Origin of the sequence: Methanolobus vulcani (assembly GCF_900100715.1) — an archaeon.
In the GTDB taxonomy this organism is placed as follows: domain Archaea; phylum Halobacteriota; class Methanosarcinia; order Methanosarcinales; family Methanosarcinaceae; genus Methanolobus; species Methanolobus vulcani.
Window position 1 is genome coordinate 86377 of record NZ_FNCA01000007.1, and the last position, 18766, is coordinate 105142.

Consider the following 18766-nt stretch of genomic DNA (forward strand, 5'->3'; position numbering starts at 1 on the left):
CATTTTGGTACACGAAATGAAAGTGTTTTGTTATGATATTGAGTCACTGTTAATAATTCTCTATCTGATTGCAGAGTATATTTAGCGCAATCGGACTATTAATCGCAATACTTATGTGTTTATTGACCTATTATTTAAATTAACGTGTGATGGAGGTAATAATTTGAATAATGAAAATATCATGCCACCTCAAAACTGGGGTTACATATGGGTTTTGTTAATATTCTTCTTTGCATTCTCATATGTTGCTTTTATGCCTGAAGGTTTTTTTACGGCAGTAATCATGAGTATATTCGTAGCAGCTGTTGCAACGATGTGGCTGGCTCTTACACATCTTCTGTGGTTCACAGGTGGCATTCTGTACAAGATAATTGCTTTGATAATCGGTGGGCTTGTTGCTGTGCTAGTTGTTATTGTCATTCAGTTCATTTATGAAAATGTTATCCTGAGTAGAAAAGTGAGTTAAAGGATTTCACACCAACAACACAGCAATAACCCCAGCCAAAAACACACCATCAAAAGTCCCCGCGCCGCCAATACTAACCACAGGTGCTCCCAGCTTTGTAATAGCTTTCATGTTCAGCAGGTCGGCTCCTATCAGAGTACCTAAAGTGCCGCTGATGTAGGCTACTGCGAAGATGAGATCGTGCTGGATGCCGGTGGTGTAGACTATCAGAATGGAACTAAAGGCAGCGGCAATTGGCGGGAGAAGCGCAGGAGATACGATTCCTACGCCTTTAACCGGTCTTGCAACTGCTTTTGTAATGAAGGCAACCATCAGGGTTGCGTAGAGAACGTAAATTGCAGAACCCGGGAAAAGTCCAAGCAGGTAGATGGAAACAATAGTTGGTATCAGAGCACCACCTACATTGATAGCTATTGTTGTTCTCGTTTTATGAGTTTCTTTGAAAGGCACCCTGTATGAAACTCCAAAGATCTTCACATACTTGTTATTCTCGATCGGGACATTAGTTTCAATGGTTTTAAGGGGAATATTGATACTACTTCCAATAAGGGATGCAAGAAGCAGGATAAGAGCATCGTTCCATGAGAATCCAATTTTGCTGAAAGCGCTGCTAACCAGTCCATAAAAGAGCACGGAAATACTGAAAGCAAGCACAAAAGCCAGTATGATAGTGAAAACAAATGTAAAAGGATTATAGAATATCCGATGCCTCATAGCATAATGTCCTAATTCTCAGTATATACTTTTTGTGGGTCTTAATTACAAAAACAAAAGTAATCTCAAGCAAAATAAACAACTAATCCAGACTCTAAGAATAAAAAAGTTCAGGCAAATCCTGTGATCGCCTTAGAGCCTGTGAAATTCTCCTTACTGATTGCATCTTCGTTAAACACATCTTCGCTTATCAGAATAGGAGCATTATTGCGGAGTGCAATTGCGATGCAGTCACTTGGCCTTGCATCAAATTCCATACTCTTTCCATCTTTTATCAGGGTCATTCTGGCATAATAGATATTGTCCTTCTTCTCATCGATCAGTATCCTTTCAACCTCAGCCTCAAGCCTTGAAAGTATGGAAACAATAAGATCATGTGTCATCGGCCTTGGCATAGTCTCGTTTTTCAAAACAGAACTGATAGACAATGCCTCAGACTGTCCGATATGTATCGGCATTATCATTCCGTCCTTATCCTCAAGCATCACCGCAGGCACAGCCCTGCCAAAGATGTTTATCATGTAAACACCCTTTACGGTAACTTCCTTTATGTCGCTTCCAGTGTCCATGTTATTAACAACAGCCTTCCCTTTTAGCAATATTTCCCTAAGTCCACAGATGTTTAATAAGTATCCTTACTTAACTCTTTCTTTTCGCTCGTGTGCCAAAACCACCTGCACCGGGAGTTTCAATAACAAAAATATCATCTTCGTTCATCTCCGTGATGTCCCTGTCACCAAGTTCTTCTATCTGTAAATTTACAGCTCTGATCACGTAATTTCTCCCTGTCTTTCCATCTTCTCCACAATTCAAACCCCGTGGTGCGAACTTCCGGTGACTGGAGATAATAGCAGCTCTCATAGGTCTCAGGAACCGTATCTTCCTGACAACGCCATCTCCACCACGATATTCTCCATCGCCGCCACTGTCCTCGCGAATAGAAAACTCCTCAAGCCTCACCGGGAATCTCCATTCCAGAACCTCCGGGTCAGTGATTCTGGAATTTGTCATATGAGTTTGCACAGCACTTGTCCCATCAAATCCTTCACCTGCACCGGAACCACCACAAATGGTCTCATAATACTGGAACTCCTCATCTCCAAAAGTGAAATTATTCATAGTTCCCTGCGAGCCTGCCATAACTCCCAGCGCTCCCAAAAGAGAATCAACGATATACTGCGAGGTCTCAACATTTCCGGCCACCACAGCCGCAGGATATTCAGGATTCAGAATGCTGCCTTCAGGAATAGTTATCCTGAGCGGTCTCATGCAACCTTCATTGAGCGGAATATCCCTGTCAACAAGCGATCTGAAAACATAGAGCACAGCAGCTTTACAAACTGCTACAGGAGCATTCAGGTTTCCAGAATGCTGCCCTGAAGTACCGCTAAAGTCAATATGAGCTTCCCTGTTCTCATGGTCAATACCTACTTTTACAGATACAATAGTCCCGTCATCAAAGGAAAGTGAGTATTCCCCGTCTTTCAAAACCTCAATAACTCTCCTGACAGATTCCTCAGCATTATCCATCACATGTTGCATGTATGCTTGCACAGTCTCCATTGAAAAGTGCTCAACAAGCTTCAATAGTTCCCTTACACCTTTCTCATTTGCAGCAACCTGAGCCTTCAGGTCAGCAATATTCTGGAATGGATTTCGTGCAGGATATTTTCCCAAATTCAGCCACTCTGCAACCTCATCTTCAAGGAACTTCCCATCAGCAACAATAAGTTGTCCTCCGGTAATCGCACCTTCCTCTTCAATGTGTTTGCTTTCAGGAGGTATTGATCCGGGTGTCACTCCACCAATATCAGCATGGTGTCCCCTGGAAGCTACATAGAACTCGACATTCCCATAATGAAATACAGGAGTTATAACCGTAATATCCGGCAGATGCGTTCCACCCTCAAATGGAGAGTTCAGCATGAAAACATCCCCTTCTTCCATATCAGGAAACTTCCTGATCATCGCTTTGACACTCTCTCCCATGGAACCAAGATGCACAGGTATGTGAGGTGCATTGGCAATCAGATCTCCGTACCTGTTAAAAACGGCACACGAAAAATCAAGTCTCTCCTTGATATTGACTGAATAAGCAGTGTTCTGGAGAGTATAACCCATCTGCTGCGCAATAGACATGAACCTGTTGTTGAATATCTCAAGCATCACAGGATCAGCCTCAGTTCCTATTGATTCTCTCTTAGGCAAAGGAACAACTCTTTCCAGTACGAGTTCCTGTCCTTCTCTGAGTTCTGCTTTCCATCCAGGTTCAATTATTACAGTTGTGTTAGTTTCAACAATAACAGCCGGTCCAATAACTACTTTTTCACCTATTTTCAGTTCCTCTCGCCTGTAAACAGGTGTTCTGTGGAACTCTCCACATGTATACATTGTAGTTTCAGGCAGTCCTGTCTTCTCTTTTGTTTCTTCTGAGAATGAATTTCTAGGAGAACCTTCATGCATCTTTTCTCCAGAACCTATTATTTCAGTCGACACAGCTTCTATGAATAGCTCCTTGTTTTCCATTACAAAACCAAAACGGCTTTTATGCTCATTCTCAAAAGCATTTCTAATCTCACTTTCAGAGCCAAAATCAACAATAATGGAAGTTCCTGCATCCTTATACTTCACATGAACCTTGTGCAGTGCGTTGATATTATTATCTGCAACACCCTGCATTCTCATTTCTTCCCTGCCGGATGTTTCGAGTTCAGCAACAACACCCTGCAGCTCTTCGATCAGGCTGCTTTCAAGTTTTTTCTCAACTGCCTGCTCTTTCATGATTCTCTGGTCTGCAAGTCCCATTCCATAAGCTGAAAGCACGCCTGCCAGAGGATGTATCAATATTTTGCTGATTCCAAGTGCATCAGCGACACCGCAGGCATGTTGTGCTCCTGCTCCACCAAAACAGCAAAGGGCGTATTCTTTTGTATCATAGCCACGCTGGATGGATATTTTCTTGATGGCATTTGCCATGTTCTCAATGGCTATCTTCAGGGAACCTTCGGCAACCTGTTCAGCACTGTGTTTCTCTCCGGTGAATTTGCTGACCTCCTGTGCCAGAACAGAAAACTTCTCTTTAACAACCTCAGTATCAAGTGGCATATCAGCGTTATGTCCGAACACATGAGGGAAATGTTTCGGGTTTATTTTCCCAAGCATGAGGTTGCAGTCTGTAATAGTAAGGGGCCCACCTTTCCGATAACACGCTGGTCCGGGTTCAGAACCTGCGGAATCCGGTCCTACTCTGAATCTTCCGGCATCGAAGTGAAGAATTGAACCGCCGCCTGCTGCAACGGTATGAATGTAAAGCATGGGTGAACGCAGGTGAACTCCGGCAATTTCCGTCTCAAAACTCCTCTCATATTCCCCGTTGTAGTGAGCTACATCCGTTGAAGTCCCACCCATATCGAAAGTGACAATTTTGTCTAAACCTGCTTTTCTGGAGGTTTCCACAGCTCCTACAATACCACCGGCAGGACCGGAAAGAATACAGTCCTTTCCTCTGAACTGGCTAGCTTCTACAAGTCCACCGCTTGACTGCATGAACATGAGTTTTGTATTGTTGCCGCCTGCTTCAAGGGTAGAAGTTATCATATTGATATATCTTTTAAGCACCGGAGAAAGATATGCATCAACAACCGTGGTTTCACCACTGCTGATTAATTTCATAAGCGGGCTGACTTCATGTGATAGCGAGATCTGGGTGAATCCTATCTTCTCTGCAATTTCACGAAGCTGAATCTCATGTTCAGGATATCTGTAAGCGTGCATGAGTACAATGGCAACAGAGCGTATTCCTGATTGGTATATCCTCTTAAGCTCTACGCGTGCACTTTCAGTGTCAACAGCTTCTAATTCTTCCCCGGATGCACTGTATCGCTCATTTATTTCGATGACTTCATCATAAAGCAAATCAGGAAGCTCGATTTTTAGTGCGAATATATCAGGCCGGTTCTGGTATCCAATTCTTAATGCATCCCTGAAACCTCTGGTTATTACAAGTGCAGTAGGTTCACCTTTGCGCTCAAGCAATGCGTTTGTTCCTACGGTGGTTCCCATCTTGATGGAAGCGATGTTCTCAGTTGGCAATATATCATCTGGACCAATTCCAAGAATAGTTCTGATACCATACATTGCAGCATCATTATAATGCTCGGTATCAACTGAAAGTAATTTGTGGGCGACAAGTTGTCCGTCAGGTTTCAGGGCAACGATATCTGTAAATGTACCACCTCTGTCTATCCAGAATTGCCATTTTTTGTCGATTTGAGTCATCATATTTTCATTAAAAAGCTGTTGTGATCGTAATTTTGCAAAAGATGCTACGCTAAATGAACTCATATAAATAAAAGTATTTTTGCCCCTCTTGCCGTATTGTATTATCTGTCGCCACAAAGCATGTTAAAACCATGGTTTCCTACAAGAGGTACAAATATCACACCACCACGGTCTTCTTTTATGATATTTCCATCCATATCCTTTTTGATAAGATAGAGCCGCTGGTAGCTTTTACCTTCGGGAATAACCATAATTCCGCCCGGTTTAAGTTGCTCTACAAGAGGTACCGGAGTACATGGTGCAGATGCAGTCACACATATACGGTCATAGGGTGCATGTTCGGGAAGACCCAGAGAGCCGTCTCCATTTATTATCTCAACATTGGAATAACCTGCTTTTTTCAGATTATCCCGTGCAAAAACAGCAAGCTTTTCAAGCCTTTCAATAGAATAGATTTCCCCTTTTTTACCCATTATCTCTGCCATTACAGCAGCATTATAACCAGAACCGGCACCTATCTCAAGTAATTTGAGTCCTTCGTGAAGGTCAAGAAGGTCACACATCATGGCCACCATATGTGGTGCTGATATTGTTTGTGCGTAGCCTATGGGTAAAGGGTGATCAACATAGGCATTCGCTATTTGAATAGAAGGCACGAAAAGGTGTCTCGGCACCTTATTCATTGCTTTAAGTGTTCTTTCAGATATATTGTATTTTCTTAGAGAATTTACCAGCTTCTTCCTTTCCCTTTCATACTCCATTGGGTTTTCCCATCTCCCCAGCTCTTTTTGAACACTTCTTCAGCAAATATTCTCTTTATGAATTTAGCCGGTATTGCAACTCCTGTTTTAGATTCCAGGCTTCCATCCCGTATCTTTATCTTTTTAATGCGTATCTTTGTTTTATCAACAGTTTCTTCCTGACCGATAATAAACTCATATCCACCAGGCACTCTTTTGTACATTGCTTCAGTATTCCTGCCACGATGCACTGCAATCTTTACCGCGACCTCGTCAATAGCTCTGCCCCATATGCTAGTGATCTCGGATGCATTGGCTTTTTTAAGTCTGTTTTCACCGGATTCTATTGCAGTTATAAGTATAGGATAAACTTCATCAGATTCTCCATCATCTACAATTATCTCATCGTCTACCATCAAGTCTTCTTCTGATGTAAGGAGGGTCGATTTTGTAAAAGACTCTTCTCCTTTACTGATTATTACTTTGACATTGAACGTTTTGACCTTCTCTATTTTTACAGGATGGACATTTTCACATTCCTGACACTGGACTATAACGTTCTGTCCTCTTTTTAGAACATCATGCGGCACTGCTATTTTTGGTGAACATGCCGGACATACAACTTCAACTTCGTCGTTCATACTCTCAATCATGTCATTGTCTGGAGTATGTAAATAATTATCTGTGACCGGGAATCCAAAAACAGTTCAGTAATTTAAGATTAATAAGATACTTTATCAATATGGCTAACAATAATTTGATTGAGTATCTGGTATTTATTAATGTGTACCAATTGCATTTTTATATGTGTATTGTATATAAAATATATTATCTTTGTTTATAGATGACATGGGAGTATAATTTATTGAGTTCAGTTATCTTCATAGCCAGCAACGGATCCCAAAAAAATAGTTCATTCAAAAGTATGGTCGAAAATTATTTCGATATAGTAGAGCTCAATCCATGTAAGTCCATTTTGCCAAAGCTGGAAACATTAATTCCGGATGCTATTATTATTCATGAGCCTCTTGATGACAGGGATGCATATCAAGTATGTCAGGAGATTAAATTTTCAGATAAGTACCACTTTATACCTGTAATCTTCATAGGTCCTCCTTTTTCCGGGGAATACAAAATAAAACTGGTCGAATCCGGGGCAGATGACTATTTTGAAGAACCTTTTGATGAAGCTGTCACAGTTGCCTATTTGAAAGCTCTCATTAATAAAAGACAAAATTTAAGCTGTCTGGCTAACAAATATGACAATCTCAAAAAACAGGCAACATATTTTGAAAACAATCCACTGGGCTGTCTTGATCCAGATGATGAAGAACTATTCAAGGCTACTTTCCAGCAATCAGCAGTGGGTATTGCCCAGATGTCCATAGAAGGTAATTTCCTGAAAGTTAATGAGCGTTTTTGTGATATTGTAGGTTATACAAGGCAAGAACTACTTTCGTTGAATTACATGGATATCACCTATCCTGATAAGAACGGAAACGAATCAAAAATGGTGAAAATGGTCCTTGAGGGAGAGGCCGATTCATTTGAGATTGAAAAGAGATATATCCACAAAAAAGGTCATCCTGTATGGGTGAAGTTATACACAAACGTAAGTCGTGATAATTCAGGAGCTATAAGAAATATCTTTTCCATTGTGGCAGATATTTCCGCTCAGAAGGAAGCAGAAGCAAGACTTCATGAGAGTGAGGCTTTTTTCAGGACGATGTATGAATCCAGTAGTATTGGTATTGTGAGAATGTCTGTTCACGATAAAAGAATTGAACAGGCAAATGCTGCTTTCTGTGATATGCTGGGTTATAAAGAACACGAACTTAAGGGCAGACATCTGCGTGATATTAGTTTCCTTGAAGATCTGGCAGAGAATGTTGACCAACAAAACAAACTGGAATCCGGTGAAATTCCCTCTATTAAAATGGAAAAAAGGTATGTTCATAAGTCCGGTTACCTTGTATATGCTCTTCTTCATGCAAATCTGATCTTCGATGAAAACGGAATCCCACTTTATTATATTGGCAATGTGCTTGATATTACAGATATCAGGACATCACAGCAACGTCTTAAGGAAAGTGAGGAAAAGTATCGTGCTTATGTTGACAACTCCCCACATCCTATTTTTGTTACTGATGTTTTTGGTATGCTTCTGGATGTAAATCCTTCTGCATGCAACCTGACAGGATATTCTTTTGAAGAACTGATGGATATGAATATCATTGATCTGTGTAGCCCGAAATCTGTAGAAGCTGCAACAGAGCATTTTCTGAGTGTAAAAAGGCAGGGCAAAGCATCTGCTGAATTTTTGTTCCGGAAAAAAGATGGAACTGAATATTATATGCAGGTAGAAGCTGCCATGATCGATAAAAAAACGATTCTGGCACTTTGTGTTGATACTACAGAACGCAAGCTGACAGAGAAACTGCTGATCGAAGCAAAAATGCTTGCAGAAAACGCTTCAAACTCAAAAAGTGAGTTCCTGGCCAACATTAGTCATGAGCTGCGAACTCCTTTGAATATCGTGATAGGTTATTCTGATGTTCTTATAAGTGGAGTCTCAGGTGAATTGAATGACAAGCAGATGAAGTATTCTACCAGTATCAAGGATGCGGGTTCGAATCTTCTCGAAATTGTTAATTCATTGATATATATTGCAGAAATCGAGGGCGGAAGCCGCGAACTCAATATTACAAAATTCGATCTGCAACCAATGGTCGTGGATCTTGAACGGATATTCCGTTCAATGGCTTCTAAAAATAATGTTACCATGGAATTTGATGTTGAATTCAATATTGGATATGTGCTTGCAGATGAATCAAAATTCAAGACAATACTTCATCATTTGATTGGAAACGCTATCAAATTCAACAAAGAAGAAGGTTTTGTAAATGTTGTTTTTGATAGGAATGAAGATGATATTCGCGTTCAGGTAAGCGACAGTGGAATCGGCATTCCTGGAGACAAGCAGGATGCACTTTTTGATCCATTCGTCCAGCTTGACTGGTCACACGCACGCAGGTACAGTGGAGTAGGGATTGGTCTTTCCCTTGTAAAAGGACTTGTGGAAATGCATGGCGGTAAGATCTCCCTTGTAAGTAAGGTTGGTGAGGGAACTACTGTTACTTTTACGATTCCACAGCGACTGTAATTATTTTTACTGTTTTTCTTTGAATGACATGCTTCATTCCATGATTGTTCGAGTACTGTATTAATATTCGATAGCTGTACCATAATCGCTATTATATGTCACAATCTTATACAATCATTGTTCAGGAGGTGAGAACGTAAAAGAAAATCAGAAAAGATGGACTTTGATTGCATGTGCATTGTTAGCAGTATCCCTCGCAGTAGGAGCTATTGGAACAGCAGGTGCACTCCACACAGATAAGCTATCTTCTGCATCTGACAATGGATTAGACGGACAGGACGCTCAGGAACCAGCCTACACTTCATCGGTTGTTATTCAGGATAGTACGATGACCGAGAATCAGGAAGCTCAGGCACTCCAACAGTATGCAACAATTTCACAACAAACAGCTGTAAATGTTGCACTCAACGAGATCCCAGGAACTCCTGGTAAAGTTGAGCTGGAAAATGAGAACGGAAACGTCGTTTATTCAGTAGAGATCCTTACATCATCAGGAAACATGGATGTTAAGGTTGATGCAGGAAACGGCCAGGTGCTTAGTATAGATACCAACAACGAAGATTAAGAGAAGGAACCTGTCTGAATATTAGTACCACCATATTCAAACAAAGTTCCTTTAATTCCGTGAAAGTCTGTCACGTAATAGCCAATTACCCTGTCAGCTTTTCCGGTATTTATTTTTTTTGTTGGTCAACAAAATTTCAAAATTGGAATGTTCCACTTAGTGGAACATATCCCTATTCGGGAGATTATATTATGAAAAGATTTAATTTGGTGATCTTAGGGATGCTGATGGTAGCGGTAATAGCTATATCGGGATGTGCAGGCAATTCACCATCAAGCACAAATTCTGCTGCTACCACGTCTCAGAATCAGGCTCCTACTACCAATAATGTTGACTCAGACGGTGACGGAATACCTGACAATGCTGAGAATGTACTGGGAACCGACCCTCTGAATGCTGATACCGACGGTGACGGAATAAACGACAACCTGGACAATAATCCTGTTCTGGTAGATACAGTTCCACATGTTGCATCCGGTACTAACGGATTTGTAATCAAACAGGTTCTCGTGGAGAACAATTATGATGAAGTGGCTAAGAAAGATGCTCCAGACCATCTGGAAGTAATTCTTGAGAATACTGGTAATTCCGCAATAAATAACTTCAGTGTCTATTACTCTATAAATGACGTAAACACAAGCAGTACACAGTCTTATGAACTGCAGCTCCAAGGTTTCACCTTGCAGCCAATGGAAACAAAATCAATACACATTGATACACAGCAGGGTACAAACCATTATCGTGCAAACCCCAACAGTCTCTATTACAAGGATCAAAATCAGTTAGATATATCTGTAATGGTGAATGCTGCAGGTTACCAGGGCCAGACATTAGATGTAACCAAAGATGCAGGAGGAGCTGAACTTGCAGACTGATCTCCTCTCTGAAAATATGTCTGAAAAAGAGGAAATGAAAGATATTACAAAAGAAGCTTCTTCAAAAGAGGAAACTTCTTCCTCTTTTGTGCTTGATATTCATGATCTCTCAAAAATGTACGGTGTTTTTTCAGCCGTTAATAACCTGACATTGCAGGTAAAAAAAGGTGAGATATTCGGTTTCCTTGGTCATAATGGTGCAGGAAAGACAACAACGATCAATATGCTTACAACGCTCCTTGAACCAAGCTCGGGTTCAGGGACTGTTGCAGGATATGATATAGTTGAAGAAGCTCTGGAAGTCAGGAGAAAGATCGGCTATCTCCCGGAAAATGTCCGTTTCTATGATTCAATGACAGCTTATGAGAATCTTGATTATTTTGCCAGATTGTCAGGAATTAGTAAACCGGATAGCCGCATATGGGATGTGCTTGATTTTCTTGATGCAAGAACGTATGCACATAAAAAGATCAGTACTCTTTCAAAAGGCATGCGGCAGAGGATTGGTATTGCCCAGGCTATCATCCATGAGCCTGAGATACTGTTCCTGGATGAACCTACATCAGGTCTTGATCCTTTTGGTGTAAAGCAATTAAGGGATGTCATACTGCGTCTAAATTCGGAAAAGGGTATCACCATTTTCATGAACACACATCTGCTGCAGGAAGTCACAAAGACCTGTTCAACCATAGGTGTCCTGAACCACGGGAATCTCATCTATCTTGATTCTCTCTCAAATACCATGAAGAGATTCAGGGATGAAAAATCTCTTGAAGACATTTATCTGAATATTGAAAACAGCAAAGAGGAATGAATATGCTGTCCCTTGATATTGCAAAGAATGAAGTGAGGCATCTTTTCAGGGAACGGACATTCTTCCTTATCCTCTCCGTATTTATTCTCATAACACTTGCCTCAACGTATATAGGATGGTCATCTCAGCATACGGTTGAGAGTGTGTACCAGCAATCGGTCCTGACATTGACCGCAGCAGGAAAGAACATCCCTCCTTCGCCTTTCAGTAATCTTCCACCGCTTGATATCGTTAAAAACATGATCATCTATGTAGTGCTTATAGGTTCGCTTCTTGCTATTACTATAGGCCACGCTATTGGAACCAAGGATCAGAAAGCTGGTGTTGTAAGAATACTCTTTTCCAAACCACTTACAAAAAAGGACTATCTTATGGGTAAACTTATCTCCATGAGTATGGTTCTGTTTGCAATCACGGGAGTTTCTCTTATAATAAGTGTTATTTCCGTAGCCATACTGTCACAGATATCTTCAGCTCTGTTGTTGAATTTAATAGAATTCTATGCGATCTCATATGTCTATATGCTGGGTTTTGGATTTCTTGGTCTAAGCTTTGGATTGATGAAAAAAGAAAGTGCTACCGCTCTTCTCATTCCTATCATAATATGGGTGCTCATAACATTTGCACTACCTGAAATGGGTTCAGCTCTTTATCCTACAAGTTCACTTAACCCTGTATTACCGCAGACGAATATCCTTGACAGTCCGATGCTCTCAGCAATTCACAATGTACTGTACCCTTTCTCAATCTCGGAACATTATAAAGTGCTATCATCATTGACTTTAGGTCTGCAGCAAACAACAACTACAGCTTATGTGGCATACCCTCCGCTTATAAGCTTATCTATACTGGTAATATGGCTGTTAGCTACTTTGGGCGTATCTGTAAGATCAGTTTCCGGATTCGATATTTCCAGGGGTGATATTTATGAATAATATGCTTACTATCGCAAAGAAAGAATTCCAGGATATCTTCCGAAGCAGGACATTCAGCATTATATTAGTATTATTGCTGGTACTGACTGCAACTTCCATTCTTGTTTCAACACTGGTGTTCAAAAGCCAGGTCAGCCAGTATGAAAGTTCACTGGCATTACTCCTTTCCATGGGTAAAACACCAACCGAAGCAGCACCTCAATTGTACCCTCTTAATCTATTAAGAGGTGTAGTGGATTATATAGAGATAATCGGAGCTATAATCGGCATCCTATTAGGCTACCTTAGCATTGCAAAGGAAAAGAATACAAGAACAATGAAATTACTCCTTTCAAAACCGATAACAAAAAAGGATATAGTCTTTGGTAAAATTACAGGAAATTTCCTCTTTGTCAGCCTGACAATAGTATTTGTAGCTGCAATGATCCTTGCAAGTTTCCTTGCAATAGGAGGGATCTCACTGACGGCAGTGGACTATTACAAGATACTCGCTGTTGTGATCCTTTCAATTGCCTATATAATGGTGTTCTTCACGCTATCATTTTTCCTGTCCATTCAGCAAAAAAGCCTTTCCAACGCTTTGATGATATGTTTCACCATATGGCTGGTCTTTGTTCTGGTACTTCCTCAGATAGGAGACACAATGGATCCGGATAATCAGGTTCCAGGTGGGTTCTTTAAGAGCATGGGCTTTGACAAGCCACAGGAAAAAGCTGTGATGGCAAAGTTCAGTGGTTATGAGAATACCAGGGATTTTATAGAACAACTGTCTGTTACAAAACATTATGAAAGAGCCGGATTTGCGATATTCGGTGTCAAGACAAAGTATAATGATATGCCATTCCCGGATATACTGGCTGATCAATGGTTCAATATTGTTTCGGTCTTTGGCTTGCTTGCAGCAGGTATATTTGCAGATGCTTTCATAATGTACAGGAATAGGGAGGCATGGAGCGTCTGATTTTATCCAATAGTATATAAATAAGTAGAAATCAATGTTAATATTTAGATACGTTGGGGTGCAAAGTAATGAAAGGATACAGGCAAATATTGAGTTGTTTTTTCATCATGATTTTACTTTTGTCCTTTTTACATTACAGAGTTGATATTTATTCCTCAACTGTGTCTTTGTTTTCATATTTAAAGACTGTACATATGACTGATATGGTCATTGCACTGGGACTATATATCCTGAGTGTATACATCTTTGCCTTAAGGTGGAAGACTGTTCTTAACTCACTGGGTTACAAACTGAAAGCACGTTCTCTCTTTCCGATCATATTCGGTGCGATTCCCATAAACAATCTGACACCAGCTAACAGAGCAGGTGGTGAACCCCTAAGGATGCTCTGGGTGAAAAAAGACTATGGTGTAACTTATCCTGACTCCCTTGTATCTATCTTGTTTGAAAGGGCAGTTGAAGCAATTCCTGTGGGACTTATGGCAATCTATGTGTTCTATCTGATACTGCCATTTTGCCAGAATATCTTCAAATGGGCAATTAATCTGGGTTATCTGACACTGGTTTTCGTAGCCCTCATATTCCTGGTATATTTATTCAGGGATTACATCATAAGATTGTCCCGCTCACTGCTCTCGCAATTCGTTACTTCATTGAAAAAGTATTCTGAAAAGCTTAGTGGTGCTTTCCTGTCCACTCTCTTTTTTTCCAGTGCTGTATGGGTTCTTGATGTAATGAGGCTCAAGTTCATAACAATGGCTCTAGGTCTCCATGTATCTGTTAGTGTATTGTTATTGATATCTGTTCTGTATCTGTTACTGGGTTCTATTCCCCTTACGCCGGGAGGACTGGGAATAGTAGAAGGCGGCCTTGTAGCAGCATTGGGATTTTTTGGTATGCCAATGATAACTGCTTCTGCAATTGTTGTTCTTGAAAGAACAATATCTTATGTGATAGCCAGCGCTATCGGTTCTTTTTATTTGATACGTTTTGGAGGACTAACATTTTGGAAAAGTATAAGATCGCAATGATAAGTGACTGGTACTACCCGAAGATCGGTGGCATAGAATATGCACTCGATTCACTTGCGAGAAATCTTCTTCTTATGGGGCATGAAGTACACGTAATAACACGTAACCAAAAAGGTACTGATCAATTTACTCCTGCTGAAGGTCTTACTGTTATAAGATTGAAGGGAAAAAGCCTTGATTCCCGTTTTTTAGTTCCTTACGCCTACAAAGAGCTTTATGATATTCTAAAACATGGTAATTACGATATAATACATTCGCACGGCCTGGATTCTCCAATGGCATTGCTTTCCCTTATGTTCTCAAGGCTACTTCAGATTCCGACAGTAATTACAAATCATTCTCTGACAGGTAAGAGTCTAATAAGAATTCCCTTGCATATGGCTGGTAGATTCTTTTTGAGATATACTGATGCAGTTATTGCTGTCAGTTCTGCGGTGCAAAAAGACACAGGTGTAATGTTTAAAGGGCCTGTATATTCGATACCCAATGGGGTTGATGTATTGGCTTCGCTTACTGATGATGCCATCGTGTTGCCTGATACTAATGGAAAGACCATGGTCACTACTGTATCAAGGATGACGCTGAAAAAGGGTGTTTCCGATATTGTTAAGATCGCACCAGAATTGATCGAAAGGAATCCGGATCTTGTATTTTTGATGGTTGGTGACGGTCCTCTGAAAAAAAGCCTTGAAAAAAAGGTCAAAAATCAGGGTATGGAGAACAATTTCATATTCACTGGCCAGGTTTCCAGAAGCGTGGTCTTTTCCCTCCTGGAACGTTCTGATATTTTCATTATGGCTTCAAGAGATGAAGCATTTGGGATAGCTATCCTTGAGGCGTTTGCAAAAAAGGTACCGGTAGTTGCAAGGGATAATAGTGGTGTTTCCGATATCATTACACACGGAAAGACCGGATTTCTTGTGGAGGACTCTGGTCAGATGCTGGAATATCTTGAAAGACTTATTGAGGATCAGGAACTCAGGGATATATTATCTGAGAATGCTTTTAGTAAACTGGATGAATATAAGTGGCAGGATGTTGCAAAACTGACATCAGATGTTTATGCGGAGTTAATTCATGAAAAAAATAGTCATTTCAATTGACGTTGAACAGGATTGTCCGCCCATGCTTGATACCATGAGAGGGATCGAGGAAGGACTTCCAAAGTTAATGGAACTATTCCGTCAGGAAGGCATAAAAGCTACATTTTTCACCACCGGAAAGGTTGCTGAACTGTATCCAGAGGCAATTTCTGCAATATCAGAACAGGGTCATGAACTTGGATGTCATGGTTATGCTCACGAAAGATTCGATCATATTAATAAGGAAAAAGCAATGGAAGCTATCTCCATGGCGAAGTCTGTCCTTGATGATCTGGGAGATGTCGAATCATTCAGGGCTCCGAATCTAAAATTTCCTGTAAGCTATGTTGGGATCCTGCAGGATAATGGTTTTACAGTTGATTCTTCAATTGCAAAGTATAAACCACCTTTTCCACGTAAGACCTATAAAACTGGAAGAATCATAAGGTTGCCTGCGACAATAACTTCATCTTTCATCAGATTGCCACTTTCCATGACACTGCCCTTATTCGATCGTATGAATGATCCTGTATTGTTTGTACATCCCTGGGAATTTGTGGATATGTCACAGACGCCTATCAGATATGATTGTAAGTTCAATACAGGTGAAACCGCCCTGAATAATCTGCGTGCTATTATCAGGCATTTCAAGTCAAAGGATTATGATTTCCTCAGAATAAGGGAAATGGCTGAGTATCTGGTGTAAACGAGTAAGAATGAGAGTTTTGTTCATCTCTTTTTTGTGCTCCCTTTAAGATAGCATGAATTATTTTTCAATAAGTCTTTTATATATCTCGTTTCATCTTTTAAATATGATATCAGAGCCGGATCAGGTAGTCAGACTTATATCAGGTGTCTTGGCACTGCTGCTTTTTATAATCTCTTTCCTTGCTTATCAGAGAGAGCGTAGAAGGAAAATGTTTCTTGTTTCCATGGCTTTTTTCTTCTATGCTATCATGGGCTTTTTAAGCGCATCAAATATTTTCTTCCCCGCAGCAGGGGACTATCTTGAATTCTGGGGCAGTTTCCTGAATTTCATAGTTCTGCTGTTGTTTTCCCTTGCCTTGTTAACCAAAGAGTAGATCGACGATGGAATTTGAACTAGAGACTAGAAAAAGGATCTACGAACTTATCAGGGATTCACCTGGTGTTCATCTGAGAGAACTTACAAGGCGGCTGGATATAGTAATAGGTAGTTTACAGTATAATCTTCATTATATGGAGAAGAAGAATATGATATACTCTATTAAGGATGAAGATTATGTGCGTTATTTTGTAAAAGACAGGAAGTTCGGGGAGGATGAGCAAAATATTCTCTCATTTTTGAGGAGAACGGCCTGCAGGCATATTCTTATTAATCTTCTTCAGAATGGCACCATGAACAATAAGGAATTATCAGATGCAGTTGCTCTTTCTCCTTCCACGGTTTCCTGGCACCTTAACAAGCTTGCAGGCTCGGGAGTTATTACAAAAGAGAAGGTAGGAAGGATAAGTAACTTCACCGTTACTGATCCTGAGCTTGTTGCTGAATTATTGATTCTCTATAAAGAAAGTTTTCTTGATAGCCTTCTTGATAGTTTCATCGATATGTGGGAACTGGATAAAAAAAAGAGTAAGAACGATTTGCAATCAGTTTGATCTGTTTTTCCTCATTACAATTGCATCAGAATTGTTCTCATCATCAAAGAATCCGGAAATTACATGTACCTGTCGGAATCCATTTTTTTCATAGATACTTTTTGCAGCATGCCAGTTCTCTGAAACGATGAGGATAATGCTTGCTATTTCATATTTGCATGTGATATGCTTTTCCAGTTCTGAGAAAAGAGCGTTACCATACCCTTTCCCGCGATACTTTTTCAGAACTGCGATGGATGATATGTAAAGTTCCTTCCCGTCATTTCTGTGAGTTTCAGCAATGCTGTGTCCAAGAACGAATTTTCCAGTGTCGATGTTCTCTGAATAATCCCAGAGCTCCGAGGAAATATACCCCGCAATCTCACCTTCGATTACTATGATAAGAAAACCGTGTGAGAAGGTTTCTATTCTTTCTAGAAAAGTGTCGCTGTTTTCAGCTATATTGGTGTGGAATGACTCATGCTCAATACTCATTATTCCTTCAATATCATCTTTTTCAGCATTCCTTATTGAAATTTTCACAGGATCACCGGTATATTGAGTAAAAATGAGTTTTTAGGCAGGAATTTGTGCCTAATTTCCTGTAGTTTTATCTCTCACTTGCGGCGTGAGCAGCAATGAATTCCCTGAGAAGTTTCGTTCCCAGAAGTGCGCTTATTCCATTATCATATTCAGGGGAGATTTCCACAACATCAAATCCAACGGAAATTGGTGCCAGAGCACGTATAACTTCACGAACATCGATGTCTGTAAGTCCGAATGGTTCAGGTGTGCCAAGACCTGGAGCGTATGCAGGGTCAAGTGCATCCATGTCAAGTGACAGGTAGATCTTCTTGCAACCAAGATATTCTTTGACCTCGGAAATGACCTGTTTTATTCCAATTTCACGGACATCATCTGCAGTGTAGTATTTGACGGCGTTCTCTTTAGCATAGACCCATTCTTCCTTTGGCCCGCTGCGAACACCTATGGTTACATAGGTATCTGTGATGTCATCGCGAACGTGTCTGGAAACACATGCATGATTGTTCCTGATTCCTCCATATTCTTCACGGAGATCGAAATGTGCATCCAACACAACAAAGCCGATATCTTCTCCTGCTTCCTCTGCACATGCTTTTACACAGGGATAAGTAAGGGAGTGCTCTCCGCCCATCATAATAGGGATCTTTCCATCTCTTGCGATCGGTCTTACTGCATGGTAAAGATCATCAAGTGTTTCGTCCACAGAAGAATAAGGCTCAAAATTTCCGATATCATGAATGAGCAGATCTTCAAAATCAATATCAAAATACTGGTTATAGGTTTCAAAGTTCACTGAAGCTCTTCTCATCGCATCAGGAGCCCAGCGGCTTCCGGATCTGAATGAAGATGTAGCATCAAAAGGAACACCGAATATGACATACCTTGCAGTTTCATAGTCTGCAAGTGCGTCCATCATATCAGGTTTGTAAAACATAATTTCAGTAATGAAAAAAAGATAAGAAAAGTTTTGGTTCGA

At 40.5% G+C, this 18766-nt stretch carries 19 protein-coding genes; 12 read left to right on the forward strand and 7 right to left on the reverse strand.

The window, feature by feature from the left end:
• The first annotated feature begins 163 nt into the window (after positions 1–163).
• Positions 164–466, forward strand: a complete 303-nt coding sequence (locus BLP52_RS10745; RefSeq protein ID WP_091710484.1) for a hypothetical protein — start codon at positions 164–166, stop codon at positions 464–466.
• Positions 467–472: 6 nt separating this feature from the next.
• On the opposite strand, the gene BLP52_RS10750 is transcribed toward BLP52_RS10745, so the two are convergent.
• The 5 genes from BLP52_RS10750 to BLP52_RS10770 form a co-directional block, all read right to left on the reverse strand.
• On the reverse strand, positions 473–1180 hold the full coding sequence (locus BLP52_RS10750; RefSeq protein ID WP_091710485.1) for a DUF1614 domain-containing protein: 708 nt from the start codon (positions 1178–1180) through the stop codon (positions 473–475).
• Between the two features lie 110 nt (positions 1181–1290).
• Positions 1291–1749, reverse strand: a complete 459-nt coding sequence (locus BLP52_RS10755) for a bifunctional nuclease family protein (protein WP_091710533.1) — start codon at positions 1747–1749, stop codon at positions 1291–1293.
• A 70-nt stretch (positions 1750–1819) separates the two neighbouring features.
• Positions 1820–5458, reverse strand: a complete 3639-nt coding sequence (locus BLP52_RS10760; protein WP_091710486.1) for a hydantoinase B/oxoprolinase family protein — start codon at positions 5456–5458, stop codon at positions 1820–1822.
• A 104-nt stretch (positions 5459–5562) separates the two neighbouring features.
• Positions 5563–6222 carry a protein-L-isoaspartate O-methyltransferase gene (locus BLP52_RS10765; protein WP_091710487.1) on the reverse strand — a complete coding sequence of 220 codons (660 nt, stop codon included), beginning with the start codon at positions 6220–6222 and terminating at the stop codon, positions 5563–5565.
• Entirely contained in the window at positions 6189–6854 is a 666-nt protein-coding gene (locus BLP52_RS10770) for an HVO_0476 family zinc finger protein (protein ID WP_238380803.1), read from the reverse strand. Before BLP52_RS10770 ends, BLP52_RS10765 begins: the two co-directional genes overlap by 34 nt.
• A gap of 212 nt (positions 6855–7066) precedes the next feature.
• On the opposite strand from BLP52_RS10770, the gene BLP52_RS10775 reads away from it, so the two are divergent.
• The 11 genes from BLP52_RS10775 (at position 7067) to BLP52_RS10825 (ending at position 17265) form a co-directional block, all read left to right on the forward strand.
• A complete protein-coding gene (locus BLP52_RS10775; protein WP_162272976.1) occupies positions 7067–9364 on the forward strand; it encodes a PAS domain S-box protein in 2298 nt (765 codons plus the stop codon).
• A gap of 178 nt (positions 9365–9542) precedes the next feature.
• Complete coding sequence (locus BLP52_RS14605) at positions 9543–9929, forward strand: PepSY domain-containing protein (RefSeq protein ID WP_202905781.1); 387 nt, start codon at positions 9543–9545, stop codon at positions 9927–9929.
• Between the two features lie 191 nt (positions 9930–10120).
• On the forward strand, positions 10121–10804 hold the full coding sequence (locus BLP52_RS10785; protein WP_154717854.1) for a thrombospondin type 3 repeat-containing protein: 684 nt from the start codon (positions 10121–10123) through the stop codon (positions 10802–10804).
• Entirely contained in the window at positions 10794–11618 is an 825-nt protein-coding gene (locus tag BLP52_RS10790) for an ABC transporter ATP-binding protein (RefSeq protein WP_202905782.1), read from the forward strand. Before BLP52_RS10785 ends, BLP52_RS10790 begins: the two co-directional genes overlap by 11 nt.
• Positions 11615–12553, forward strand: a complete 939-nt coding sequence (locus BLP52_RS10795; protein WP_091710490.1) for an ABC transporter permease — start codon at positions 11615–11617, stop codon at positions 12551–12553. The genes BLP52_RS10790 and BLP52_RS10795 overlap by 4 nt, the downstream gene beginning before the upstream one ends.
• Entirely contained in the window at positions 12546–13514 is a 969-nt protein-coding gene (locus BLP52_RS10800; RefSeq protein WP_091710491.1) for an ABC transporter permease subunit, read from the forward strand. Before BLP52_RS10795 ends, BLP52_RS10800 begins: the two co-directional genes overlap by 8 nt.
• A 107-nt stretch (positions 13515–13621) precedes the next feature.
• Positions 13622–14545, forward strand: a complete 924-nt coding sequence (locus BLP52_RS10805; protein ID WP_238380807.1) for a lysylphosphatidylglycerol synthase transmembrane domain-containing protein — start codon at positions 13622–13624, stop codon at positions 14543–14545.
• Complete coding sequence (locus BLP52_RS10810; protein ID WP_091710493.1) at positions 14521–15648, forward strand: glycosyltransferase family 4 protein; 1128 nt, start codon at positions 14521–14523, stop codon at positions 15646–15648. The genes BLP52_RS10805 and BLP52_RS10810 overlap by 25 nt, the downstream gene beginning before the upstream one ends.
• A complete protein-coding gene (locus tag BLP52_RS10815) occupies positions 15623–16333 on the forward strand; it encodes a polysaccharide deacetylase family protein (protein WP_091710494.1) in 711 nt (236 codons plus the stop codon). The genes BLP52_RS10810 and BLP52_RS10815 overlap by 26 nt, the downstream gene beginning before the upstream one ends.
• Before the next feature lie 106 nt (positions 16334–16439).
• Positions 16440–16709 carry a hypothetical protein gene (locus BLP52_RS10820; RefSeq protein ID WP_091710537.1) on the forward strand — a complete coding sequence of 90 codons (270 nt, stop codon included), beginning with the start codon at positions 16440–16442 and terminating at the stop codon, positions 16707–16709.
• 7 nt (positions 16710–16716) lie between these two features.
• Positions 16717–17265, forward strand: coding sequence for a winged helix-turn-helix transcriptional regulator (locus BLP52_RS10825; protein WP_091710495.1), 549 nt, complete (start codon positions 16717–16719; stop codon positions 17263–17265).
• Here BLP52_RS10825 and BLP52_RS10830 read toward each other — a convergent pair.
• Positions 17257–17787, reverse strand: a complete 531-nt coding sequence (locus tag BLP52_RS10830) for a GNAT family N-acetyltransferase (protein WP_238380804.1) — start codon at positions 17785–17787, stop codon at positions 17257–17259. The two genes, BLP52_RS10825 and BLP52_RS10830, sit on opposite strands and share 9 nt — an antisense overlap.
• Before the next feature lie 67 nt (positions 17788–17854).
• Positions 17855–18724, reverse strand: coding sequence for an agmatinase (gene speB, locus BLP52_RS10835; protein ID WP_091710496.1), 870 nt, complete (start codon positions 18722–18724; stop codon positions 17855–17857).
• Between the last annotated feature and the right edge of the window lie 42 nt (positions 18725–18766).

Coding starts and splice junctions, on each gene's coding strand:
- BLP52_RS10785 (WP_154717854.1), top strand. CDS start 10,121: ATGAAAAGATTTAATTTGGTGATCTTAGGGATGCTGATGGTAGCGGTA.
- BLP52_RS10820 (WP_091710537.1), top strand. CDS start 16,440: ATGATATCAGAGCCGGATCAGGTAGTCAGACTTATATCAGGTGTCTTG.
- BLP52_RS10760 (WP_091710486.1), bottom strand. CDS start 5,458: ATGACTCAAATCGACAAAAAATGGCAATTCTGGATAGACAGAGGTGGT.
- BLP52_RS10825 (WP_091710495.1), top strand. CDS start 16,717: ATGGAATTTGAACTAGAGACTAGAAAAAGGATCTACGAACTTATCAGG.
- BLP52_RS10795 (WP_091710490.1), top strand. CDS start 11,615: ATGAATATGCTGTCCCTTGATATTGCAAAGAATGAAGTGAGGCATCTT.
- BLP52_RS10750 (WP_091710485.1), bottom strand. CDS start 1,180: ATGAGGCATCGGATATTCTATAATCCTTTTACATTTGTTTTCACTATC.
- BLP52_RS10765 (WP_091710487.1), bottom strand. CDS start 6,222: ATGGAGTATGAAAGGGAAAGGAAGAAGCTGGTAAATTCTCTAAGAAAA.
- BLP52_RS10770 (WP_238380803.1), bottom strand. CDS start 6,854: ATGATTGAGAGTATGAACGACGAAGTTGAAGTTGTATGTCCGGCATGT.
- BLP52_RS10800 (WP_091710491.1), top strand. CDS start 12,546: ATGAATAATATGCTTACTATCGCAAAGAAAGAATTCCAGGATATCTTC.
- BLP52_RS10815 (WP_091710494.1), top strand. CDS start 15,623: ATGAAAAAAATAGTCATTTCAATTGACGTTGAACAGGATTGTCCGCCC.
- BLP52_RS10805 (WP_238380807.1), top strand. CDS start 13,622: ATGATTTTACTTTTGTCCTTTTTACATTACAGAGTTGATATTTATTCC.
- speB (WP_091710496.1), bottom strand. CDS start 18,724: ATGTTTTACAAACCTGATATGATGGACGCACTTGCAGACTATGAAACT.
- BLP52_RS10755 (WP_091710533.1), bottom strand. CDS start 1,749: ATGGACACTGGAAGCGACATAAAGGAAGTTACCGTAAAGGGTGTTTAC.